The organism is Rubrobacter aplysinae (genome assembly GCF_001029505.1).
Taxonomy (GTDB): domain Bacteria; phylum Actinomycetota; class Rubrobacteria; order Rubrobacterales; family Rubrobacteraceae; genus Rubrobacter_A; species Rubrobacter_A aplysinae.
In genome coordinates this window covers 1-17620 of the sequence record NZ_LEKH01000001.1, presented here as the reverse complement: position 1 = coordinate 17620, position 17620 = coordinate 1, and the positions used below count along the sequence as shown (strand labels likewise).

General features: G+C 63.5%; 21 protein-coding genes, 1 tRNA gene and 1 pseudogene. 12 read left to right on the top strand and 11 right to left on the bottom strand.

Annotated features, from left to right (window positions below; translation table 11 throughout):
• Positions 1 to 3 precede the first annotated feature (3 nt).
• The 5 genes from ABD53_RS00110 (at position 4) to ABD53_RS00090 (ending at position 4925) form a co-directional block, all read left to right on the top strand.
• A complete protein-coding gene (locus ABD53_RS00110) occupies positions 4 to 1515 on the top strand; it encodes a LutB/LldF family L-lactate oxidation iron-sulfur protein (protein WP_084709108.1) in 1512 nt (503 codons plus the stop codon).
• On the top strand, positions 1512 to 2165 hold the full coding sequence (locus tag ABD53_RS00105) for a LutC/YkgG family protein (RefSeq protein WP_047863739.1): 654 nt from the start codon (positions 1512 to 1514) through the stop codon (positions 2163 to 2165). The genes ABD53_RS00110 and ABD53_RS00105 overlap by 4 nt, the downstream gene beginning before the upstream one ends.
• A gap of 91 nt (positions 2166 to 2256) precedes the next feature.
• Positions 2257 to 3774 (top strand): glutamate--tRNA ligase, encoded by a 1518-nt coding sequence (gene gltX / locus ABD53_RS00100; RefSeq protein ID WP_047863738.1) that lies wholly within the window; start codon positions 2257 to 2259, stop codon positions 3772 to 3774.
• Between the two features lie 76 nt (positions 3775 to 3850).
• Positions 3851 to 3923, top strand: a tRNA-Glu gene (locus ABD53_RS00095).
• Between the two features lie 105 nt (positions 3924 to 4028).
• Positions 4029 to 4925, top strand: coding sequence for a hypothetical protein (locus ABD53_RS00090; protein ID WP_047863737.1), 897 nt, complete (start codon positions 4029 to 4031; stop codon positions 4923 to 4925).
• Here ABD53_RS00090 and ABD53_RS00085 read toward each other — a convergent pair.
• Positions 4891 to 5481: a YIP1 family protein gene (locus tag ABD53_RS00085; RefSeq protein ID WP_160309585.1), complete on the bottom strand. Its 591-nt coding sequence runs from the start codon at positions 5479 to 5481 to the stop codon at positions 4891 to 4893. The genes ABD53_RS00090 and ABD53_RS00085 overlap by 35 nt on opposite strands.
• Positions 5482 to 5681: 200 nt before the next feature.
• Between ABD53_RS00085 and ABD53_RS00080 the strand changes: the two genes are divergently transcribed.
• Positions 5682 to 6215 carry a hypothetical protein gene (locus ABD53_RS00080; protein ID WP_047863735.1) on the top strand — a complete coding sequence of 178 codons (534 nt, stop codon included), beginning with the start codon at positions 5682 to 5684 and terminating at the stop codon, positions 6213 to 6215.
• Between the two features lie 26 nt (positions 6216 to 6241).
• On the opposite strand, the gene ABD53_RS00075 is transcribed toward ABD53_RS00080, so the two are convergent.
• On the bottom strand, positions 6242 to 6496 hold the full coding sequence (locus ABD53_RS00075; RefSeq protein ID WP_047863734.1) for a NifU family protein: 255 nt from the start codon (positions 6494 to 6496) through the stop codon (positions 6242 to 6244).
• Positions 6497 to 6648: 152 nt separating this feature from the next.
• Here ABD53_RS00075 and ABD53_RS00070 point away from each other — a divergent pair, with 152 nt between their 5' ends.
• Complete coding sequence (locus ABD53_RS00070; RefSeq protein WP_047863733.1) at positions 6649 to 7809, top strand: M24 family metallopeptidase; 1161 nt, start codon at positions 6649 to 6651, stop codon at positions 7807 to 7809.
• A 77-nt stretch (positions 7810 to 7886) separates the two neighbouring features.
• On the top strand, positions 7887 to 8402 hold the full coding sequence (locus ABD53_RS00065; protein WP_047863732.1) for a hypothetical protein: 516 nt from the start codon (positions 7887 to 7889) through the stop codon (positions 8400 to 8402).
• A 277-nt stretch (positions 8403 to 8679) separates the two neighbouring features.
• Here the strand turns inward: ABD53_RS00065 and ABD53_RS00060 are convergent, their stop codons facing one another.
• The gene (locus ABD53_RS00060; protein WP_047863731.1) at positions 8680 to 9264 is read right to left on the bottom strand and encodes a nucleoside deaminase; all 585 of its coding nucleotides are present in this window, start codon (positions 9262 to 9264) and stop codon (positions 8680 to 8682) included.
• Positions 9265 to 9430: 166 nt separating this feature from the next.
• Here ABD53_RS00060 and ABD53_RS00055 point away from each other — a divergent pair, with 166 nt between their 5' ends.
• Complete coding sequence (locus ABD53_RS00055; RefSeq protein WP_047863730.1) at positions 9431 to 9751, top strand: cupin domain-containing protein; 321 nt, start codon at positions 9431 to 9433, stop codon at positions 9749 to 9751.
• Between the two features lie 3 nt (positions 9752 to 9754).
• Positions 9755 to 10135, top strand: a complete 381-nt coding sequence (locus tag ABD53_RS00050; RefSeq protein ID WP_047863729.1) for a hypothetical protein — start codon at positions 9755 to 9757, stop codon at positions 10133 to 10135.
• Positions 10136 to 10291: 156 nt separating this feature from the next.
• On the opposite strand, the gene ABD53_RS00045 is transcribed toward ABD53_RS00050, so the two are convergent.
• Together ABD53_RS00045 and ABD53_RS00040 are read right to left on the bottom strand one after the other, a co-directional pair.
• Positions 10292 to 11215, bottom strand: a complete 924-nt coding sequence (locus ABD53_RS00045; protein WP_047863728.1) for an NADP-dependent oxidoreductase — start codon at positions 11213 to 11215, stop codon at positions 10292 to 10294.
• A 204-nt stretch (positions 11216 to 11419) separates the two neighbouring features.
• Positions 11420 to 12400 (bottom strand): quinone oxidoreductase family protein, encoded by a 981-nt coding sequence (locus ABD53_RS00040; protein ID WP_047863727.1) that lies wholly within the window; start codon positions 12398 to 12400, stop codon positions 11420 to 11422.
• 215 nt (positions 12401 to 12615) lie between these two features.
• Between ABD53_RS00040 and ABD53_RS15460 the strand changes: the two genes are divergently transcribed.
• Positions 12616 to 13314, top strand: a complete 699-nt coding sequence (locus ABD53_RS15460) for a TetR/AcrR family transcriptional regulator (protein ID WP_053057480.1) — start codon at positions 12616 to 12618, stop codon at positions 13312 to 13314.
• 16 nt (positions 13315 to 13330) lie between these two features.
• On the opposite strand, the gene ABD53_RS00030 is transcribed toward ABD53_RS15460, so the two are convergent.
• The gene (locus ABD53_RS00030; protein WP_047864060.1) at positions 13331 to 13708 is read right to left on the bottom strand and encodes a PH domain-containing protein; all 378 of its coding nucleotides are present in this window, start codon (positions 13706 to 13708) and stop codon (positions 13331 to 13333) included.
• 386 nt (positions 13709 to 14094) lie between these two features.
• Between ABD53_RS00030 and ABD53_RS00025 the strand changes: the two genes are divergently transcribed.
• Entirely contained in the window at positions 14095 to 15348 is a 1254-nt protein-coding gene (locus ABD53_RS00025) for an MFS transporter (RefSeq protein WP_047863726.1), read from the top strand.
• Between the two features lie 196 nt (positions 15349 to 15544).
• Here ABD53_RS00025 and ABD53_RS16290 read toward each other — a convergent pair whose 3' ends face one another.
• The 5 genes and pseudogenes from ABD53_RS16290 to ABD53_RS17560 form a co-directional block, all read right to left on the bottom strand.
• Positions 15545 to 16351, bottom strand: a complete 807-nt coding sequence (locus ABD53_RS16290; protein ID WP_084709103.1) for an HTH domain-containing protein — start codon at positions 16349 to 16351, stop codon at positions 15545 to 15547.
• Between the two features lie 17 nt (positions 16352 to 16368).
• The gene (locus tag ABD53_RS00020; protein ID WP_047863725.1) at positions 16369 to 16683 is read right to left on the bottom strand and encodes a DUF2442 domain-containing protein; all 315 of its coding nucleotides are present in this window, start codon (positions 16681 to 16683) and stop codon (positions 16369 to 16371) included.
• An 82-nt stretch (positions 16684 to 16765) separates the two neighbouring features.
• Positions 16766 to 17161 (bottom strand): type II toxin-antitoxin system VapC family toxin, encoded by a 396-nt coding sequence (locus tag ABD53_RS00015; RefSeq protein WP_047863724.1) that lies wholly within the window; start codon positions 17159 to 17161, stop codon positions 16766 to 16768.
• 3 nt (positions 17162 to 17164) lie between these two features.
• Complete coding sequence (locus ABD53_RS00010; protein ID WP_047863723.1) at positions 17165 to 17410, bottom strand: ribbon-helix-helix domain-containing protein; 246 nt, start codon at positions 17408 to 17410, stop codon at positions 17165 to 17167.
• 107 nt (positions 17411 to 17517) lie between these two features.
• Positions 17518 to 17620, bottom strand: a pseudogene (locus ABD53_RS17560) (IS5-like element ISNeu3 family transposase); the annotation flags it as partial.

Sequence of the window (17620 nt, the reverse complement as noted above, 5' to 3'; positions counted from 1 at the left end):
GTGATGGCGCGTAACGAGCGAGACGCCGCGACGGCGGCCCCGGACGCCTTCTCGGGAGGTAACAAAAGAGACACGCCACCCTTCGAGGTCACGGCGAAGGTCGCCCTTGCCGACAACCAGCTGAGGCGCAACCTGGGCAAGGCGACGCAGGCGATCCGCGACAAGCGCGAGGCCGCCGCCGGGGAGATGCCGGACTGGGAGGAGCTGCGCGAGGCCGGCAGCGCAATAAAGACCCGGGTGATGCGCCATCTGGACGAGTATCTGGTGCAGCTGGAGGACTCCGTAAGGCGCGCCGGGGGCACGGTCCACTGGGCGCGCGACGCCGAAGAGGCGAACGGCATAGTCGCCGGGATAGCCCGGGAGAATATAGGAGAAGAAGGGACCCGCGAGGTCGTAAAGGTCAAGTCCATCGCCACTGATGAGATCAAGCTGAACGAGCATCTCGAAAAGGAGGGTATCCACGCCGCCGAGACCGATCTCGCCGAGCTCATAATCCAGCTCGCTGGGGAGGGCTCGTCACACATTCTTGTGCCCGCCATCCACAAGAACCGGGCCGAGATCCGGGAGCTCTTCATGCGGGAGCTGGGTCTGGGTGACCTCTCGGATGAGCCCGAAGTCCTGGCCGAGGCGGCGCGTATATATTTGCGCCGGAAGTTTCTCTCGGCAAAGGTCGGCGTCAGCGGCGCGAACTTCGCCGTCGCCGAGACCGGCACCGTCTGTGTGGTGGAGTCTGAGGGAAACGGCCGGATGTGTACCACCCTGCCCGACACGCTGGTGACGGTGATGGGTATTGAGAAGATCATCCCCGAGTGGCGGGACTTCGAGGTCTTCATGCAGACTCTCCCCCGCTCCTCGACCGCCGAGCGGATGAACCCCTACACCTCGTTCTGGACCGGCGTTTCGGAGGATGACGGGCCACGGGAGTTTCATCTGGTCCTGCTGGACAACGGGCGCACGGAGGTGCTGGCCGACGAGATCGGACGCCAGTCGCTGAACTGCATCCGGTGCTCGGCGTGCCTGAACTCCTGCCCGGTTTACGATAGGGTCGGCGGCCACGCCTACAACTCCGTCTACCCCGGCCCGATCGGCGCGATCCTCACCCCCCAGCTCGCCGGGATAGGCTCAAGTCCCGGCGCGGACTCGTTGCCCTACGCCTCGTCGTTGTGCGGCGCGTGCTACGAGGTCTGCCCGGTCAAGATCAACATCCCGGAAGTGTTGATTCATCTCCGGGGCAAGGTGGTCCGAAACAAGCAGGACAACGGAGGCGCAAAAGCGAAGCTCGACCCGGAGAACGTCGCGATGCAGACTCTCGCAAAGACCTTCTCGGACCCGAGGCTGTACGAGGCTTCCCAGCGGGCCGCGCTCGTCGGGCAGTGGCCGCTCGCCCGCAGCGGGGCCATACACAGCCTGCCGGGCAGACTGGCCGGCTGGACCTCGGCCCGCGACCTCGCGCCCGTCCCGGAGCAGTCCTTCCGCCGCTGGTGGCGCGAAGAGCGCGGCGGCGCGGAGCGTTGAACGCCCGCGAGGAGATCCTGAGCCGAATCCGGCGCGCCACCGACGACGTGCCGCAAGGCGAGCGTCCCGGGGACGTGGCGGTGGAGCGCGGCTACCGTCACGCTGATGGCTCCTCCAGGGAGGAGATCATCTCCCGCTTCGCCGAGACGGTGGCCGAGTACCGGGCGACGGTCCACCGCGTAGACGGTGACGAGCTGCCAGAAGCCATCGCCGAAGCTCTGGCCCGGCGCGGCGTCCAGAGGCTCGCCGTCCCCGCCGACCTCCCCTCCGATTGGCTGCCCGATGGAATCGAGGCCCTGCGGGATGCAGCAGACTCCCCGCTGTCCAAGGAGAGCCTGGACGGTAGCGACGGCGTGCTGACCGGCTGCGCCCTGGGGATAGCCCAGACCGGGACCATCGTGCTGGACGCGGGCGCGTTACAGGGCCGCCGGGTGCTCACCCTACTGCCCGACTACCACCTGTGTGTGGTGCGCGGGGATCAGGTCCACGGTCTGGTGCCGGAGGCGATAACCGCCCTTGGAGAGGTGGTCCGTGACACCGGACGGGCCGTCACCTTCATAAGCGGCCCCTCGGCCACCTCGGACATAGAGCTCGAACGCGTCGAGGGCGTACACGGCCCCCGCACCCTGGAGGTGCTCATCGCCGGATAGCGCGTCCTGATACATCCAGATACACCTGGTGCATCCCGGCGCGTGCGCCATCCGGCTTCCAGGAGGCCCGGCCGTGTGCTAGCTTTGGACTATGGACTCTTCTAATAACGCCCAGGCCAACGACAGCTCAAACACCGAAAACATCAGGGTGCGCTACGCCCCGAGCCCGACGGGGATGCTTCACGTCGGGGGCGTTAGAACCGCGCTCTTCAACTACCTCTTCGCCCGCAAGCACGGCGGTACATTCGTATTGCGCATAGAGGACACCGACGCCGAGCGCCACGACGAGGAAGCCGTCGAGCAGGTGGAACGCTCGATGCGTTGGATCGGCCTGGACTGGGACGAGGGCCCGGACTCCGGCGGCCCCCATTCCCCCTACCGCCAGACCGAACGCCTCGACCTGTACCGCGACGCCGCCGAGAGACTGCTCGACGCCGGCGCAGCGTACTACGACTTTGCGACACAGGAAGAGCTACAGGAGTTCCGGGAGACCGAGCGCGCCGCCGGGCGGCAACCGATCTACACCGGCGGCCCCTACAGGGAGATGCCCCGCGAGGAGGCCCGGGAGAAGATAGACGCCGGCGAGCCCTACACCGTGCGCTTCAAGACCCCGCGCGAGGGCGAGACGGTGGTGGAGGACGTGATCCGGGGCGCGGTGACGTTCGAGAACCGTAACCTCGAAGACTTCGTGCTGATGAAGTCCGGCGGCACACCGACCTACAATTTCGCCGCCGCCGTGGACGACGCGGAGATGGAGATCAGCCACGTCATCCGCGGCGACGACCACCTCTCGAACACGCCGCGTCAGATCCTGATCTACCACGCCCTCGGCTACGAGCTACCGGCCTTCGCCCACGTCCCACAGGTGCTGGGCCCGGACAAGAAGAAGCTCTCCAAACGCCACGGCGCGGCGAGTGTGGAGGACTTCGCCGAGGCGGGCGTGCTGCCCGAGGCGCTCTTCAACTACCTCGCGCTACTGGGCGCGGGCTACTCGGCGGACGAGGAGATCTTCACCCCCGACGAGATGGCAGAGCGTTTCCGCCTCGAACGCGTCAGCGGAAACCCGGCGGTCTTCGACGAGACAAAGCTGGACTCCGTAAACCAGACCTATCTCCGCCGCCGCCCGCCGGAGGAGATCGCCGAGTGGGCCGTCCCGATGCTCGCCGATAGCGGCGTCGCCACCGAAGAGGAGCTGCGGGAGGACATGCCGCGCCTGGTCGAGATCGTACGCCTCATGCAGGAGCGCCTCACCCGCACCACCGACCTCCCGGATGCTATCGGCTACTTCTACGGCGGCGAGCTGGAATACGAAGGGGAGCAGTTCGACAAGCAGTTCGGCAAGGAGTTCGTGCAGGAAGCATTCCCCGAGCTGGTAGAGCGGCTGGAGGGACTGCCGGAGTGGGAGGAAAACGAGCTGGAGGAGGCTATCCGGGGCCTCGCCGCCGAGAAGGAGAAGGGCGCGAAGCACCTGATACACCCCTTACGATTCGCCGCCACCGGCCGTACGGTGAGCGCCGGGCTGTTCGAGACGCTCGCGCTCCTGGGCCGCGATAGGACCCTGATCCGGGCGCGGCACGCAACGGAGGAGATGCGCCGGAGGTTCGGCTAGCTCCCGCTGTAGCCGAGCAAAAATCTCCTTTGACGAAGTGCCCCGCATCGTCTAAACTCTTTCCTTGTCCCATCACGGCCCCATCGTCTAGAGGCCAAGGACATCGCCCTCTCACGGCGAAAACCGGGGTTCGAATCCCCGTGGGGTCACTCACCGCGAGCCCGTCTCTTCCGAGGCGGGCTCGACTTCTCCGAATTCTCCGCCGGACGCCTCCCCAGCGGGCCTTTCCGAATCTTTCCGAATAAAATCATCGCGTGAACGAGCATGAGCACACCGCAAGCCGCCCGGACGAGGAAGCCGCGGACCTGTGGTACGGGCTGGGCCGGCTATACGCCAGGGCCGGCGGCCGGGGCTGGCCCGCAACCAGGGTCGGGGTTACGGCGGTGTGCGTTACGGGGGCGCTGGTGCTGCTCTCCGCGCCGGTCTTCGGCACCGGCTGGGTGGGCTCGGCGCCGGGTCCGCTCGTGGCTCTGCCGGTCCTCTTGCCGGTGACGGCGGGACTTCTCGCGGGGGGATTGCCGCTACTCTACAACCGGGTGCGGACCCTGGTTCGGCAGCGGAGCCTGCGCCGGGCGCTGGAGGCGGAGGGCGAGGACCCGAGACGTCCGACGCTGGACGGGCTGGGCCTCTACTACGACGAGCAGCTAATACTGCTGCGCTCCGAGTACGAGGCGCTGCGTCATACTCCGGGAGACCGCGCCCGGCGAAAGGGCCTGATGATGGAGCTCGCATTCGGCTTCGCGCCTGAGGACCCTTTCGAGTGCGGGCCGCTAAACGTGCTCCCGGGCTCATCCCGGGCGCTGGCGCTGCGCGGGCTGTGGGAAAGCAGGCTCCGGCTGCAGCTGGAGGATGGAGAGGGGCCGCCCGCCCTCGGGCTCGGCGACGATCTGGCGTACCGGATCTTTCCCCGGGAGATGACCACGGCGGCGGAACTCGCGACGCGAGCGGCGTACCTGGAGATCTCGCGCGACCTGATGTTCCGGCGTCACGGGGCCGAGCCCCTGAGGAGGCTGGAGAAAAACGGAGGCCGGGGAGAGGTCTACCGGCGGGCCGAGCGCGATCTCACGGAGTACGAGCGCATCGCCGACTCCACCAGATTCACCGGATTTGCCAGAGCTACCCGGCGACCACCCCGGCGGAGGCGGCCGTGATCCAGGTGTACGCCAGCGCCAACGGCACGAAGCCCACGAGGGCCGTGATCATGGCCGTCAGAAAAGTAGTCCGGTAAACGCTGCGAATTCCTATCGCCATCAGCACGAACGTGGCGTACGCAAAGAAGAACGCCCCCAGAAACGGCACCCAGGAGAACACCATCGCCCCGGAGGCGTAGGCGAGCATCCGGTAGAGCTGCCGGAAATCCGCCACGTCGCCGACGAAAGTCTTGAGCACCGCCAGGTACAGTACCGCCCCTACGGCGACCGCGACGGGCGAGAGCAGCGCGAAGGCCGCGTTGCGCAGCAGCCCGCCGGCGAGCCCGATCTCCGCCCCCGGTATATTCGTGAAGGCCAGCAAGAGCGTGCTCAGCAGACCGGAAACCAGCCCGACGAGCAGGGCGAAGATGGCGGGCTCTTTCACGGGCCCGGCCGCCGGGAAGTTTAGGTAGAACTTCCTGGGGGCAAGGAATATTCCTCTGAGCACGCGCAAGGCGCTACCCAGGGGGTCCTCCAGCTTGAACTCCGGTGACTTCGGTGAGGTCTCTTTATCCACGAGAGGGATTATACAGAGCCGGAGAGCCGAGCCCTGTGAAGAAAGATCCCTTGGCAGGCCGGGAGAGACGAGCGGGGAGCAGAGCCCGGACAAAGCCCGGATAAAGATTGTACGGTTAGCAGACAGAAATTAGTTGCGCAAGTGCCGGGCGGTGCTTAGACTCTGGTAACCGTATACTTTTGACAAGAGGTATCTGTGAGATGTTCAGATTTTATACGATCATAGCGCTAATCACGGAGCTTTCCTTGGTAGCCCTGCTCGCCTCCATAACGAATGATCCGAGAGCCTTCGTGCTGCTCGCGGTCCTGGCTCCGGCCACGGTCATCGGCGCATTTATGCTGCGCTCTTTCATGGACGACCCGGCCCGGAGAACCCGGAGCCTCTCGCCGGAGAGCATCGCCGGCTACCGTTCCCCCGAGGAGTCGGCCGGCTCTGGAGAGCGTCTGCCCCGAGAGATATCCCGCTCGATAGTCGAACGCTCCGAGGAGATACAACGCACCATGTCCGAGTCCCCCTCGGAGATCCAGACCGAGATGTGCGCAATCGGCTACCGCTCGTGCGTGAACGACATGATCACGCTCACCCACAAGATAAACGCCGCCCTGCCGGAGGCGGGCCTCGTCGGCCGGATGCGGCTGCGGGCCGACCGCCGCCGGGCGACGGACTCCCTGGCCAAGGCCCGGCGCTCCCTCCCCCCCGGCGCGTTGCGCGCCACCCGCCAGGAACTGCAGTAGAGCCAACAGGTAGAGGCGCGGGGCGGCTAGACCGCCAGTATCTCCTCGACCTCGGGGACCTCGCGCCGGATCAGGCTCTCTATGGCGTACACGAAGTCGAGCCTGGAGAGCGGACATCCCCGGCAGGCTCCGAGCATCTCGATGCTCACGGACCCGCGCTTCTCGTCGAACTCCGCTATGCGGGCGTCTCCCCCGTCGGCCTGTAGCGCGGGACGCACCTTATCCAGCGCGGCCTCTATCCGGCTCCTCAGGTCGCCGCCCTCGTGGCTCCTCTCCTGCATACCCGGATTATATAGGACCGGGGCGGGCTACACGTCCGGCGGACACGCTCGACAGTAGTCTCACGGTAGTAGAATTGGCTTTCTTTGGCGGATCTTTGGCAGATATTCCGCGGACTTTCAGTGTACCTCCAGCTCAGAGTAAGGAGCCCGGCATGACGGAGACAGACAGAGAGACGCTGCTCGCGATAGGCGCGCCCGAGCACGACGCGGCGATCTACCACCTCTCGGGATTCCTCGCGCCCGACCCCGTGATCTGCCTCCGGGCCGCCGGTAAGAGCTACCTCGCCGTCTCCGCGATGGAGTACGGCCGCGCCAGACGCGACGCCCGGGTGGACGAGATCCTGAGCTACGACGAGCTCGGCGTCTCCCGCCTCTCTCGCGAGCTACAGAGCGGCGACCGGGGCCAGGCGGCGGCGGCGGCCGAGCTGCTAAAGAGCCTCGGCACGGGCGGACCCGTACACGTCCCGCCCCACACCGGCGTCGTGTACGCCGACGAGCTGCGCGCCCGCGGCGTGGAAGTCATCCCCGACGCCCGACTTTTCTCCGGCCTGCGCCGCCAAAAAACGGAGGCCGAGACCTCCGCGATCGAACAGACCCAGCGCGCGGTCGAGGCCGCCTGCAACCACGCGGTCGGGATACTGCGCGACTCAGAGGTGGCCGCCGACGGCACGCTAACGTGGAACGGCGAGACGCTCACCAGCGAGACGCTGCGCGCCGAGATCGACACGGACCTCTTGCGCCGGGGCTGCGCCGCCGAGAACACCATCGCCGCCGGCGGCGCGCAGGCCGCCGACCCGCACGAGAGCGGCCACGGACCGTTGCGCGCCGGGGAGTCCATCATCCTGGACATCTTCCCCGTGGGCCGGGAGAACCGCTACTTCGCCGACATGACCCGCACCGTCATAAAGGGCGAGCCGGCGGACGAGCTGCGGCGCATGTACGATGCGGTGCTCGCGGCCCAGGAGGCGGCGCTGGGTATGATCCGAGCCGGGGTAAACGGCCGCGACGTACACTTGAAGGTATCAGAGATCCTGCACGACGCCGGATACAAGACCGCCCAGCACGATCAGGAGCCCGGCGTCCCGCTACAGGAGGGCTTCATGCACGGGACGGGCCACGGGGTCGGGCTGGAGATCCACGAGTCCCCCCGGGTCTCCCTGGCCGACGATGATCTACTCCCCGGCGACGTCATAACCATCGAGCCCGGCGTCTACGACCCGGCGGTCGGCGGCGTGCGGATAGAGGATCTCGTCGTCGTCACCGAGGAGGGCTGCCGCAACCTGACGGATTTCCCGAAGGAGTTCGTATTGTAAAGCCATAGTGAGCAGGCGCGGACCTACAGAAAGTCTAGAGGAAGAGAAGCGTGAGACGCCCTGTATAATGCGTCTCCATGCCGATTTGGTTGCAAGAGTTAGAAGCGTGGGCGCGGATATTTCAGGCATTCGTTACGCCCATACTCATAGCTATCGGCGGTATTTTTGCCTGGTACAAGTTCTTCCGGCGAGGCGAACACGACCCGCGCTTACAACCGACAGTTACCGGCTCGGTAACGATAACGGAAAGCGTGGCTTACATCGTGTCTACCGTAAGCGTTGTAAACACTGGACAGGTAGACGTCGAACTCGATCTAGAGTCTTCCGCTCTTGTACTTCTAACTCGGCGGCAGGGCCACGGATGGAGAGAACCAGAGCTCAAGTATAGCGTTTTTCCGGGGCAAGAAAGGGCGCAGCCGGGTGCCACGCTAGAGGATCAGGTCTGGATTGAGCTGCCACATGAAGACGAAGTGGCGGTAGTATTGGAATTGACGGTAACGGTGCACACCATTACCAAGCCGGAAGGTTATACGTGGAAAACCATGGAGATCCTCCCGTTGCTAGAAGGTGGAAATCTTTCCGCCGATGGGTGAAACTGTCTCCATAAAGGTTCGGCGAGGAGACGCTAATGCCTAGAGGTAAAAGCCTGGCCCCACTCAACAAAGAGGCCGGAAGAAAGCAGAGAGATAAGGTATCGAAGCTCAGAGATGCGCGGACCGGATCTCACGTAAAGCGCACCGATAGCAAAGACACCAAGCGAAAGAGCTAGCGCCAAAACCTCGAATTCCAGCCTTTAAAGTTTTTAGAGTCTCCGAGCCTCCAGAGAGTTTTCACGGCCTACCTGGATAACAAGTTGATCGCCGATCTCAGCTACTCTCCCCGGCGCCCGTTGTAGATGACGCCGCCGCTCTCGGCGTACTCACGCAGCACCTCGGCGGACTCCTCGCGCAGTACGTCGCGCTCGACGGAGATGCCCCGGCGCTCGAGCTCGGCCGCCCAGTCCGGTATCTTGGCTCCCTCGTCGAAGCCGCAGCCCCGGGCGTCCTCGTCGCGCGCGCCGCAGACGAGGGTTCGCACGCCGGCCCACGGCACCGCGCCGAAGCACATGGCGCAGGGCTCGGTGCTGGTCACGAGCTCGTAGGCCGGGCGGCCCTCGCCGCCGAGGTCGAAGTCCCCGAGTCCGGCCTGGGCGACCATGATCGCGACCATCTCGGCGTGGGCCGCCGAGTTACTCTGCGGCACCACGACGTTCACGCCGACCGACACCACCCGCCAGGACTCCTTCTCGAAGATAGCCGCCCCGAAAGGCCCGCCAGTACCGCGCCGCAGGTTCTCCCGCGCGAGCCCGATGGCGAGCCGCATGCGGTCCTCCGCCGTCGGGTACAGCGTCTCCTCGTCGGGGACGTACTCCCCGACCCACTCCGGCAAACGCAGGCTGACCTCTGCAAACCGCATGTAGACTCCTCCATCCGGCCGCTCCCCGGCGGCTTTCGTAAGCTCCCGTAACCGTTTAACGTACAGATGCTAGAGTAGCCTGGCCACACTTACAAGGCGACGAGCGGTGACAAGCGGCGACGAGCCCGGCACGATACAGACGCGATAGAGTTACGACGGGAGGCCCGTGGAGACGAGAGACATAAACGACGCCATCTCCTTCTCCGGCGAGAAGATGAGAAAGAGCCCCATCTTCGACTCGGACAAGCTCTTCTACGACGCTTACTGTCTGATGCCCGGCCAAGAGCAAAAGGTCCACACCCACGACGAGTCGGACAAGATCTACTACGTCCTCCAGGGCGCGCCCCGCTTCACCATCGCCAACGAAGAGCAGGACCTCGGCCCCGGCACAGCAGTAATAGCCCGCGCCGGAGACCCGCACGGCGTCCGCAACGACACGGACGAAAACGCCGTCCTCCTGGTCACGATGGCCCCGAGACCCGCGTAGTCCGTGACGGAGAACGAGCCGCCAAAGCCTCCGTACTTTCTCGTACTAGAGGAGTCTGGGAGCGGGGCTCACCCGCTCACAATATCTGCGGCGGGGCGGGGCGCGATCCCGCTCTTCTCCTCCGCCCTTAGCGCCCGGGACTTTCTAGCCTCCACGGACTTCGAGGCGGATCTCACGCCCGTGGAGGTCTCCGTGGAGCGGCTGGTACAGACGCTGGAAGCGCATCGCGGGCTCGTGGAGTACGTGGCGCACGACCCGCCGCCGGCGGAAGAGGGCGGCGCGAAGGTCCGCATGGGCAAGCTCTCCGACCTCTCGGACTCGCTAAAGGAGCGCGCCCGCAACGCGGCCGGTCTCTTCGACATCGGTGGGCCGAGCAGCAACTGAAGCGCAACCGGAGTCGGCTGCGGCCGGTTCTGCCGCGGGTTAGATCTCTCATATCTTGCACCTGCTTGCACGCACTTTGAGGCCAATCGCCCCTTGCACATGAATACGTGCTCCATTGTTGCTGCTCAAAGTGCGAACAAGGTCTCCGGAGACATTTCAGCGGTCCGGCATGGTGAGGACGACCTTCCCTTGTGCATGTCGCGTCTCTGTTTTCTGCAGCGCCTCAATCCCCTGCTCGAATGGATAGGCTCGCTCTATTACAACCCGTACACGGCCGGCTGCCACATCCTCGGCTAGTCGGGACAACTCTTTAAGTGTTTCCGGGTGGTGCCTCATCTGCTCAACCGTAATACCTCGTTCGGGCGACACTTGATCTCCCGAAATCGTGACCACTTTCCCACCGTCCCTAACCACCTGCATACTCGTCACTCCCGTCGCAGGCTGAATAGCCAGGGCCGCACCGACGCCTTCTGGCATCCACTGCAAGACCTGCTTCGCCCAATCGGGGTCACGGTAATCCACTGCTAGCCCAGCCCCCAGCCACAGCATATGCTCATGGTTCTTCGCCGAGGCGGAGGCCGCAACGCGATACCCGCGCATCGTTGCCAACTGTATCGCCAACGTGCCGATTGCGCCTGATGCACCAGCCATGAATACTGTACCGTCTCGGCCCAACTCGAGCGCCCTGAGCCCTTCCAGGGCTGTTGTGCCAGCAATTGGGAGGGCGACGGCATCCGTGAACTCGAGAGCATCCGGCATGGAAATTAAGCACGCGCCGGGGACGGCTACGAACTCGGCCCAGGTGCCGCCTTTCGGTTGTTGGGCAGAGGAGAACATCACCCTATCGCCCGGCTCAAACCCTGTTACCCCGCTGCCCACACTCTCGATAATGCCCGCGCCTTCAAGCCCGATAGCGTAAGGAAAACGCGCATTGGAGGGAATCCACCAGCGGTCTTGAATACCAACCCCGACCGTCTGGATACGGACCAGCGCCTCGCCACGGTCCAACTCCGGCACCGGAATGTCCATCAACGTCAGGACTTGCATTCGTTCTGGCCGAGATATGCCGATAGCCTTCATTACTTTGAACCTCCACCTCGGTTTTCTCCTCGATTGACTCATCCGTCTGGTGGGGGCCCGGCATGAGGGCGAGCAGTTCTTGCAGTTCTTAGAGTACCTTCCGGACGTGAATCGTTATATCCAGGCCTCTAATAGAGGCACAAGATCCACGCCCTCTTCAACTATCTATCCGGGTTCATGGCCCCGGGTCTTGAACATCTCTGGTTAGACCGTGAGCAGGATCTTGCCGGTCGTCTCGCGGTTCTCCAGGGCACGGTGAGCCTCGGCAGCCCGTTCGAGCGGCAGGGACAACCCTATTACCGGCTCGAGCTCACCACTGGCGATGTTGCGGGAGATCTCCTCCCTCGCGGCCCCGGCTCTGCCGGGCCGGATCCAGGGTCCCCCGAACCCGGTGACGGTCTGTCCCTGGACGTTCATCCGCATCAGATCCGGCGGCGGCATCGGGCTCCCGCTCGCCGCCCCGAACATCACGAGCCGCCCGAGCGGCGCGAGACACTCGAAGGCCCGCGCCCCGGCGTCGCCGCCCACGGACTCCAGCACCACGTCGGCGCCGCGCCCGTCCGTAGCCTCCAGAACCCGCTCGGGCCAGTCGTCCTCGCCGTAGTCCACGGCGAGATCCGCCCCCAGGCTCCGCACGAACTCCCGTTTCTCCTCGCTGCCCGCCGTGCCGATAACCGTCTCCGCGCCCGCTATCCGAGCCAACTGCACAGCCAGAGACCCGACCCCGCCGGCGGCGGCCTGTACCAGCACGCTTTCTCCGGCGGCGAGACGCCCGGCGTCGTGCAGCGTCCCGTATGCGGTAATGCCCTGCACGAGGAGCGCCGCCGTGGCGGCCTCCAGGCTTACCCCATCCGGCACCTCGACGAGTGACCCCGCCCCGGCGACCGCGTACTCGGCGTACCCGCCGGAGTCGAGCACGGCGACTACCCGCGTCCCCTCCTCCGGTCCGGCGACGCCCTCACCGAGCGCCGCGACGGTGCCCGCAACCTCGAATCCCGGCGTCACGGGCAGCTCGTGGGCGTGGGGGCCGAACATCATCCCGGCCCTCACGCCGGTATCCGCGTAGTTCACGCCGGCCACCTCGACCCGGATCAAGACCTCCCTCGCTCCGGGCTCGGGCTCCGCAACGTCCCGCAACACGAGCGCATCCGGCCCGCCCGGCTCCTCGACCCTTATCGCTCTCATGGCTCTCCTCTCTCGAACGCTTTGAACACGCTAGTAGCTGACCATCGGTATCGGCCGGCGTGGCTTCCGTTCTCGGCTCGGGCCAGTATGAAGTCCGCCACGTCCGCCCGGGATACCACCAACCTCGTACCCCCTTTCCGGCATCCATGACCCGTGATTGCTACACTTTCGGACAACTGTCCACTTTCGTGTCTACCGGAGGTTTTACCGGACAATTGTCCGCTTTCAAGGAGAAGCCGGAAAACCCGGTTGGGGTGGGAGCGTCTCGATCCGGCCTCCCGGCGCTCGCGGAATACTGGCCGGAGCGGGGCGAGGAGCGGCGGGACGCGGCCGAGCGGCGGCATCACATCCTGTCGGTGGCGCGGTCTCTCTTCGATCAGAGCGGGGTCGAGAGGGTGAGCATGCACGAGATAGCGCGCACGGCGGGCGTCGGGCAGGGCACGCTGTACCGGCGCTTCGAGCACAAGGGCGCGCTGTGCTCGGAGCTCTTGTACGAGAGCATCCGGCGCTTCTCCGAGGGGTTCCGGAAGCGCGTCGAGGAGGGTGGGCTATCGGGGGGCACGGCACTGGAGGGGCTATCGGGGCTACTGGTGGGCATCGTGCGCTTCAACGAGGAGAACGCGGCGCTCCTGGGTGCGATCCGGTCCTCCGGCGGCGAGCGTGATCCCGCCGCCCAGTACCGAGGCCCCTTCTATCGCTGGCTGCGCGCGACCGTCGCCACGCTGCTATCGCGGGCCGTCGAGAGCGGTGAGATCCCGCCCGTAGACACGGAATCCCTCCCCGACGCGATCCTGGCCCCGCTGAACATAGACCTCTACCTCTTCCAGCGCCACGACCTCGGCCTGGAGCCGGACCACATCCTACGCTCGCTGCAGACACTACTTCTGGACGGCCTGCGCGGAGAAGGCGGCTAGAGAGTCTGGAGAGAGGCTAGCCGAGCACGTAGCCCGCGAGCACGCTCTGCACGTCGTAGATATTCAGCTTCTTGTTGAACTGCTTCTGGATCGGCATGGAGCTGCCCGAGATCCAGATCTTGAGCTCCGCATCCAGGTCGAAGTGCCCCGCAGTCTCCACGCTGAAGTGCGTGATGTTCCTGTACGGCAGAGAATGATACTCGACCTTGTTCCCCGTCATCCCCTGCTTATCCACCAGGATGAGCCGCTTGTTCGTGAACACGAACAGGTCCCGGATCAGGAGATAAGCCTTCTCGATCCTCTCTCCCGGAGCCATAACCCGCTCGAACTCCCCCTCGATCCTCTCGGGCTCTATCTCGGAAGCATTTCCCATCAACCCGTCGAGTAATCCCATCATCTCCTCCAGCCTCGGTTTACGGGATACTGCAGAGTATAGAGTTACCCCGTCCGTTAGCGAAAGCCGATACGCGCGATTTGCGAGTGCCCTGGCCCCCTGACTCCTTTACGCAAGTAATTGAAAGTGCTAGCTTATCTGCTAATCAGTATTGGATGGTCGCCGACACGGGTGGGTTAGGGGCTTTCTAGAATGCATTGTCCAACGCTATGCTCTGGCGAACATCGGTCGGCCGGGTATATTCCTGGTCTGGAGGCTTTCTTCGTGTCCGTTAACGGGGGGTTCCGGAAGCCTATCCGCATCGGCGGCGAGATCCTCCACGCCCTCGAAATACACCGGATGCGCTCGACGGAAGCGACGGTAGCATACATTCCGGCGTCGCCGCGATGACCGCCAGGCGGCCCGGAGACACCCGACAGGACGTTCCGACGGATCGCGACCCGCCCGGACGCTGGCTCGGGCTGGTCACGCTGGCCGCGGCTATGCTGCTAGCCATGACGACGTGGTTCTCGGCGACCGCCGTCGTGCCCCAGCTAGAATCGGAGTGGAGCCTCTCCCCCGCCCAGAGCTCCTGGATGACTATTGCGGTCCAGCTCGGTTTCGTGGCGGGTGCGGTCTCTTCCGTGGTGCTGGGGCTCGCGGATCGCATCCCGCCGCGCCGCTTCATGCTGTACGGCGGGCTCGGGGCAGCCGGGCTCAACGTGCTGCTCGTACTCGAACCTTCGCCGGTGGTGGCGATCCTGCTCCGGGCGGCCACGGGGGCGTGCCTGGCGGGTGTGTATCCGCCCGCGATGAAGGCCATGTCAACCTGGTTCCGCTTCCGGCGCGGCACCGCGCTCGGCATCATGGTCGGGGCGCTGACGCTGGGATCTGCGACGCCGCATCTGGTCAACGGTCTCGGCGGGCTCGACTGGCAACTCGTCATAGTGACCACCTCCGTCCTCACGCTCGCGGGCGGCCTTATCGCGGAGGTTGCGGGGAGCGACGGGCCGTTCCCCTTCCCGGCCAGCCACTTCGATCCGCGCCAGGCCTGGAGCGCGGTCACGAATCGCGGCGTCCTCCTCTCCTCGGCGGGCTACTTCGGACACATGTGGGAGCTATACGCCATGTGGGCCTGGTTCGCCGTCTTCTACGCCGACGTGCTCGAACGGGCCGGGGTCGCGGACCCGGCGGGCAAGGCTGCGCTTGCGGCCTTCGCCGTGATCGGGGTCGGCGCGCTGGGATGTCTTGCTGGTGGCCTCTTGGGAGACAAGTGGGGCCGGTCCCAGGCGACCTCAGTGTCCATGCTCATCTCGGGGGTTTGCGCCCTGGCTATAGGGTTCACCATCTCGGCCCCGGTGGTCGCACTGGCGGTCGGGCTACTGTGGGGATTCTGGGTGATAGCCGACTCCGCGCAGTTCTCCACGGTGATCACCGAGGTCGCGGATCAAGCATACGTCGGCACCGCCGTCACGCTCCAGCTTGCCCTCGGCTTCACCCTCACCATGGCTACCATCTGGCTGGTCCCCGTGCTCGTGGAAGCCTTCAGCTGGAAGGTCGGCTTCGGCATCCTCGCCATCGGCCCCGCCCTCGGCATCGCGGCCATGCTGAAGCTGCTGATCAGACGCAGGGCTGCCGAGAAGGCAGATGGTTCCGTGTGAACGTACGCGCTCAATTAGCTCGTGAACACGAAGAGGCCTCAGATCAGTAGATAAGGCTTCTCGATCCTCTCTCCCGGAAACATCATCCGCTCGAACTCCCCTCGATCCTCTCCGACTCTATCTTGGAGGCGTTCCCCATCGACCAGTCGAGTAGTCCTATCTCGCTCCTTACCTCCTAAAAGACGAAGACTGCCGTTCAATATCTTTCTGTTAGCTTGTCCCTAACATCGTCCAATAAAGATAGAACTTGCTGCTTCTCAAGAGAAGGATCTTTTGCCTGTAGGTATTCGATAGCTCGGAATTCATCTCCGCGTTTGCGGTTTTGTGGAGGCTCTAATGTTTCTATTAGAAGAGCTTCCAAAGTTACTATCACAACATCTTGATCTACAGCCAGACTCAGTTCGCGGAGTTGTGCATCTTCTGTGACCTCTAGCAGACCAAACCAAGAGAATCTATCCCAGCGTCCTCCTAAACGATCATAATTATGTTCGTATAGACGCCTACCTATAGTTCTATCTACGCTGCGTCCTACGTAAATTGTGCTGCGGCCATCGTGGAGTAGATATACCCCTTTTTGCTCAGCAAAGTCTACCGTTTGAGAGCGTCTGTTTTGTTGTCCTAAGAGACTGGGTGTGTTGCTCCACTGTACAAAATCTCGCCTCCAATACAGTCCAAAAGCCTGAATGATGCCTGTTTCAGCTTGAACGTCGGAATCTTGATCCACTTCAATACTAGAAATCTCTGCTTCGATCTTGCTTACGTCTTCTTTTTGTTGCTCCCTGAGCATATACTCACCACGTCTTACTCTCGCAAATTTTGAGTCCTCTCCGTTACTTGTTATATCCGTGGTTATTACAGCATTTACGGTGTTTGCAGGGGTAGCGCCCATGTTTTTGCGTAGACCACTCTCGACGATTTTCTCCGCTATTTCCGTAAAGTGCATAGCGGATTCTTCTTCCTTCAGTACATCGACTATGGCGTCTTTCCAGGTACTCTCACTCATACCCACAACCTTTCATATCAACCACTCTCGGGATAGTAGGTACGCTGCTCCAACCACCGCTTTAGCGACCGCTGACTCTCTCCCGAAGCTCGGCCCATAAGCGGATTCTCCAGGCTTATATCCTCATCGAGTATCGTCCAACGGATACCGATGCCCTCGCCCATCAAGCGCCAGTTGTCGCGCTCCTCAAGTGTGCCGTGTGCGAGGCGCGGGTACCACGCAAGCGGGACGGAGATCGAGCGCCCATCCGCCAGTTCGACGGTAAGCGTATCTTCCGTAACGGTTACTTCCTGCGCGCGGGCGGAGGACGATTCAGTCGTTGAAGAACTCACCCCAGATCCCCATTAGCTCTTGCTGGTTTCCTCAACCAATCTCTGAATGTTACCAAGCTCCGGGCATCGGAAGCCACCGCTACTAGCCAGAGCTTTTCCGATACGGAACGATCACGCCCTCCAACATCGGGAAATGCTTGTCGTTGAGCGTTACCAGGCTTGCTGGCGCAAGCTCGGCGGTGGCAGCGATGATGGCGTCTGGCAGGCTGGTATTGTGACTCCTCTTGTACCCACGCCGGATCAGACCACCTCTCTCGGCAATCTGCTGGCTCACATCTACGACCTCAAAGATTCGGAGGAAGCTGTTGAGCCTCCGACGCTCTTCTCCTTCCCGGACTCCGGCGAAAAGCTCGGCTATGGTGACTGCGGAGACCATCAGAATCTCTGTACGCTCTTCGAGATACGCTATCGCTTGTGGCTCGCCGCGCAGGTAGTCGATCAAGACGTCTGTGTCGAACAGCAGGCGCGACTCGGGCAACGGCTAAGCGCCCTCCGAAAAGCGGTCGAACTCGTCTCTTAGCTCTCTCAAGTCGGGAAGGTCGTCGCGGTCGCTCCACATGCCGCGTGCCTGACGCATCAGAGCTTTACGGTCCACCGGATCTTGCCGTTCGAGCATCTCGTCTATCGCCTCGCGGATAAGCTCGCTCTGGGAGCGCCCCGTGACTCGTGCTAGAGAGCGTAACGCCTCTTGCTCTGCCTCCGTCAAGTAGATCTGAGTGCGGACCATGCGTCACTTCCTCGACGATGTATATCTGCGATGTACAAAATTATACACGCACTACTCATGGCACAACACAGACAGTTATCGAGCTAGGCAGAATCGACATTTGCGGATCATAGCCACATTAGAGAAGCTGCCAGATACACGAAAGACTTATAGTACAGGGCCTTCCTATCGTAACGAGTGGCGATACGCCGGAAGCACTTGAGCTTACCA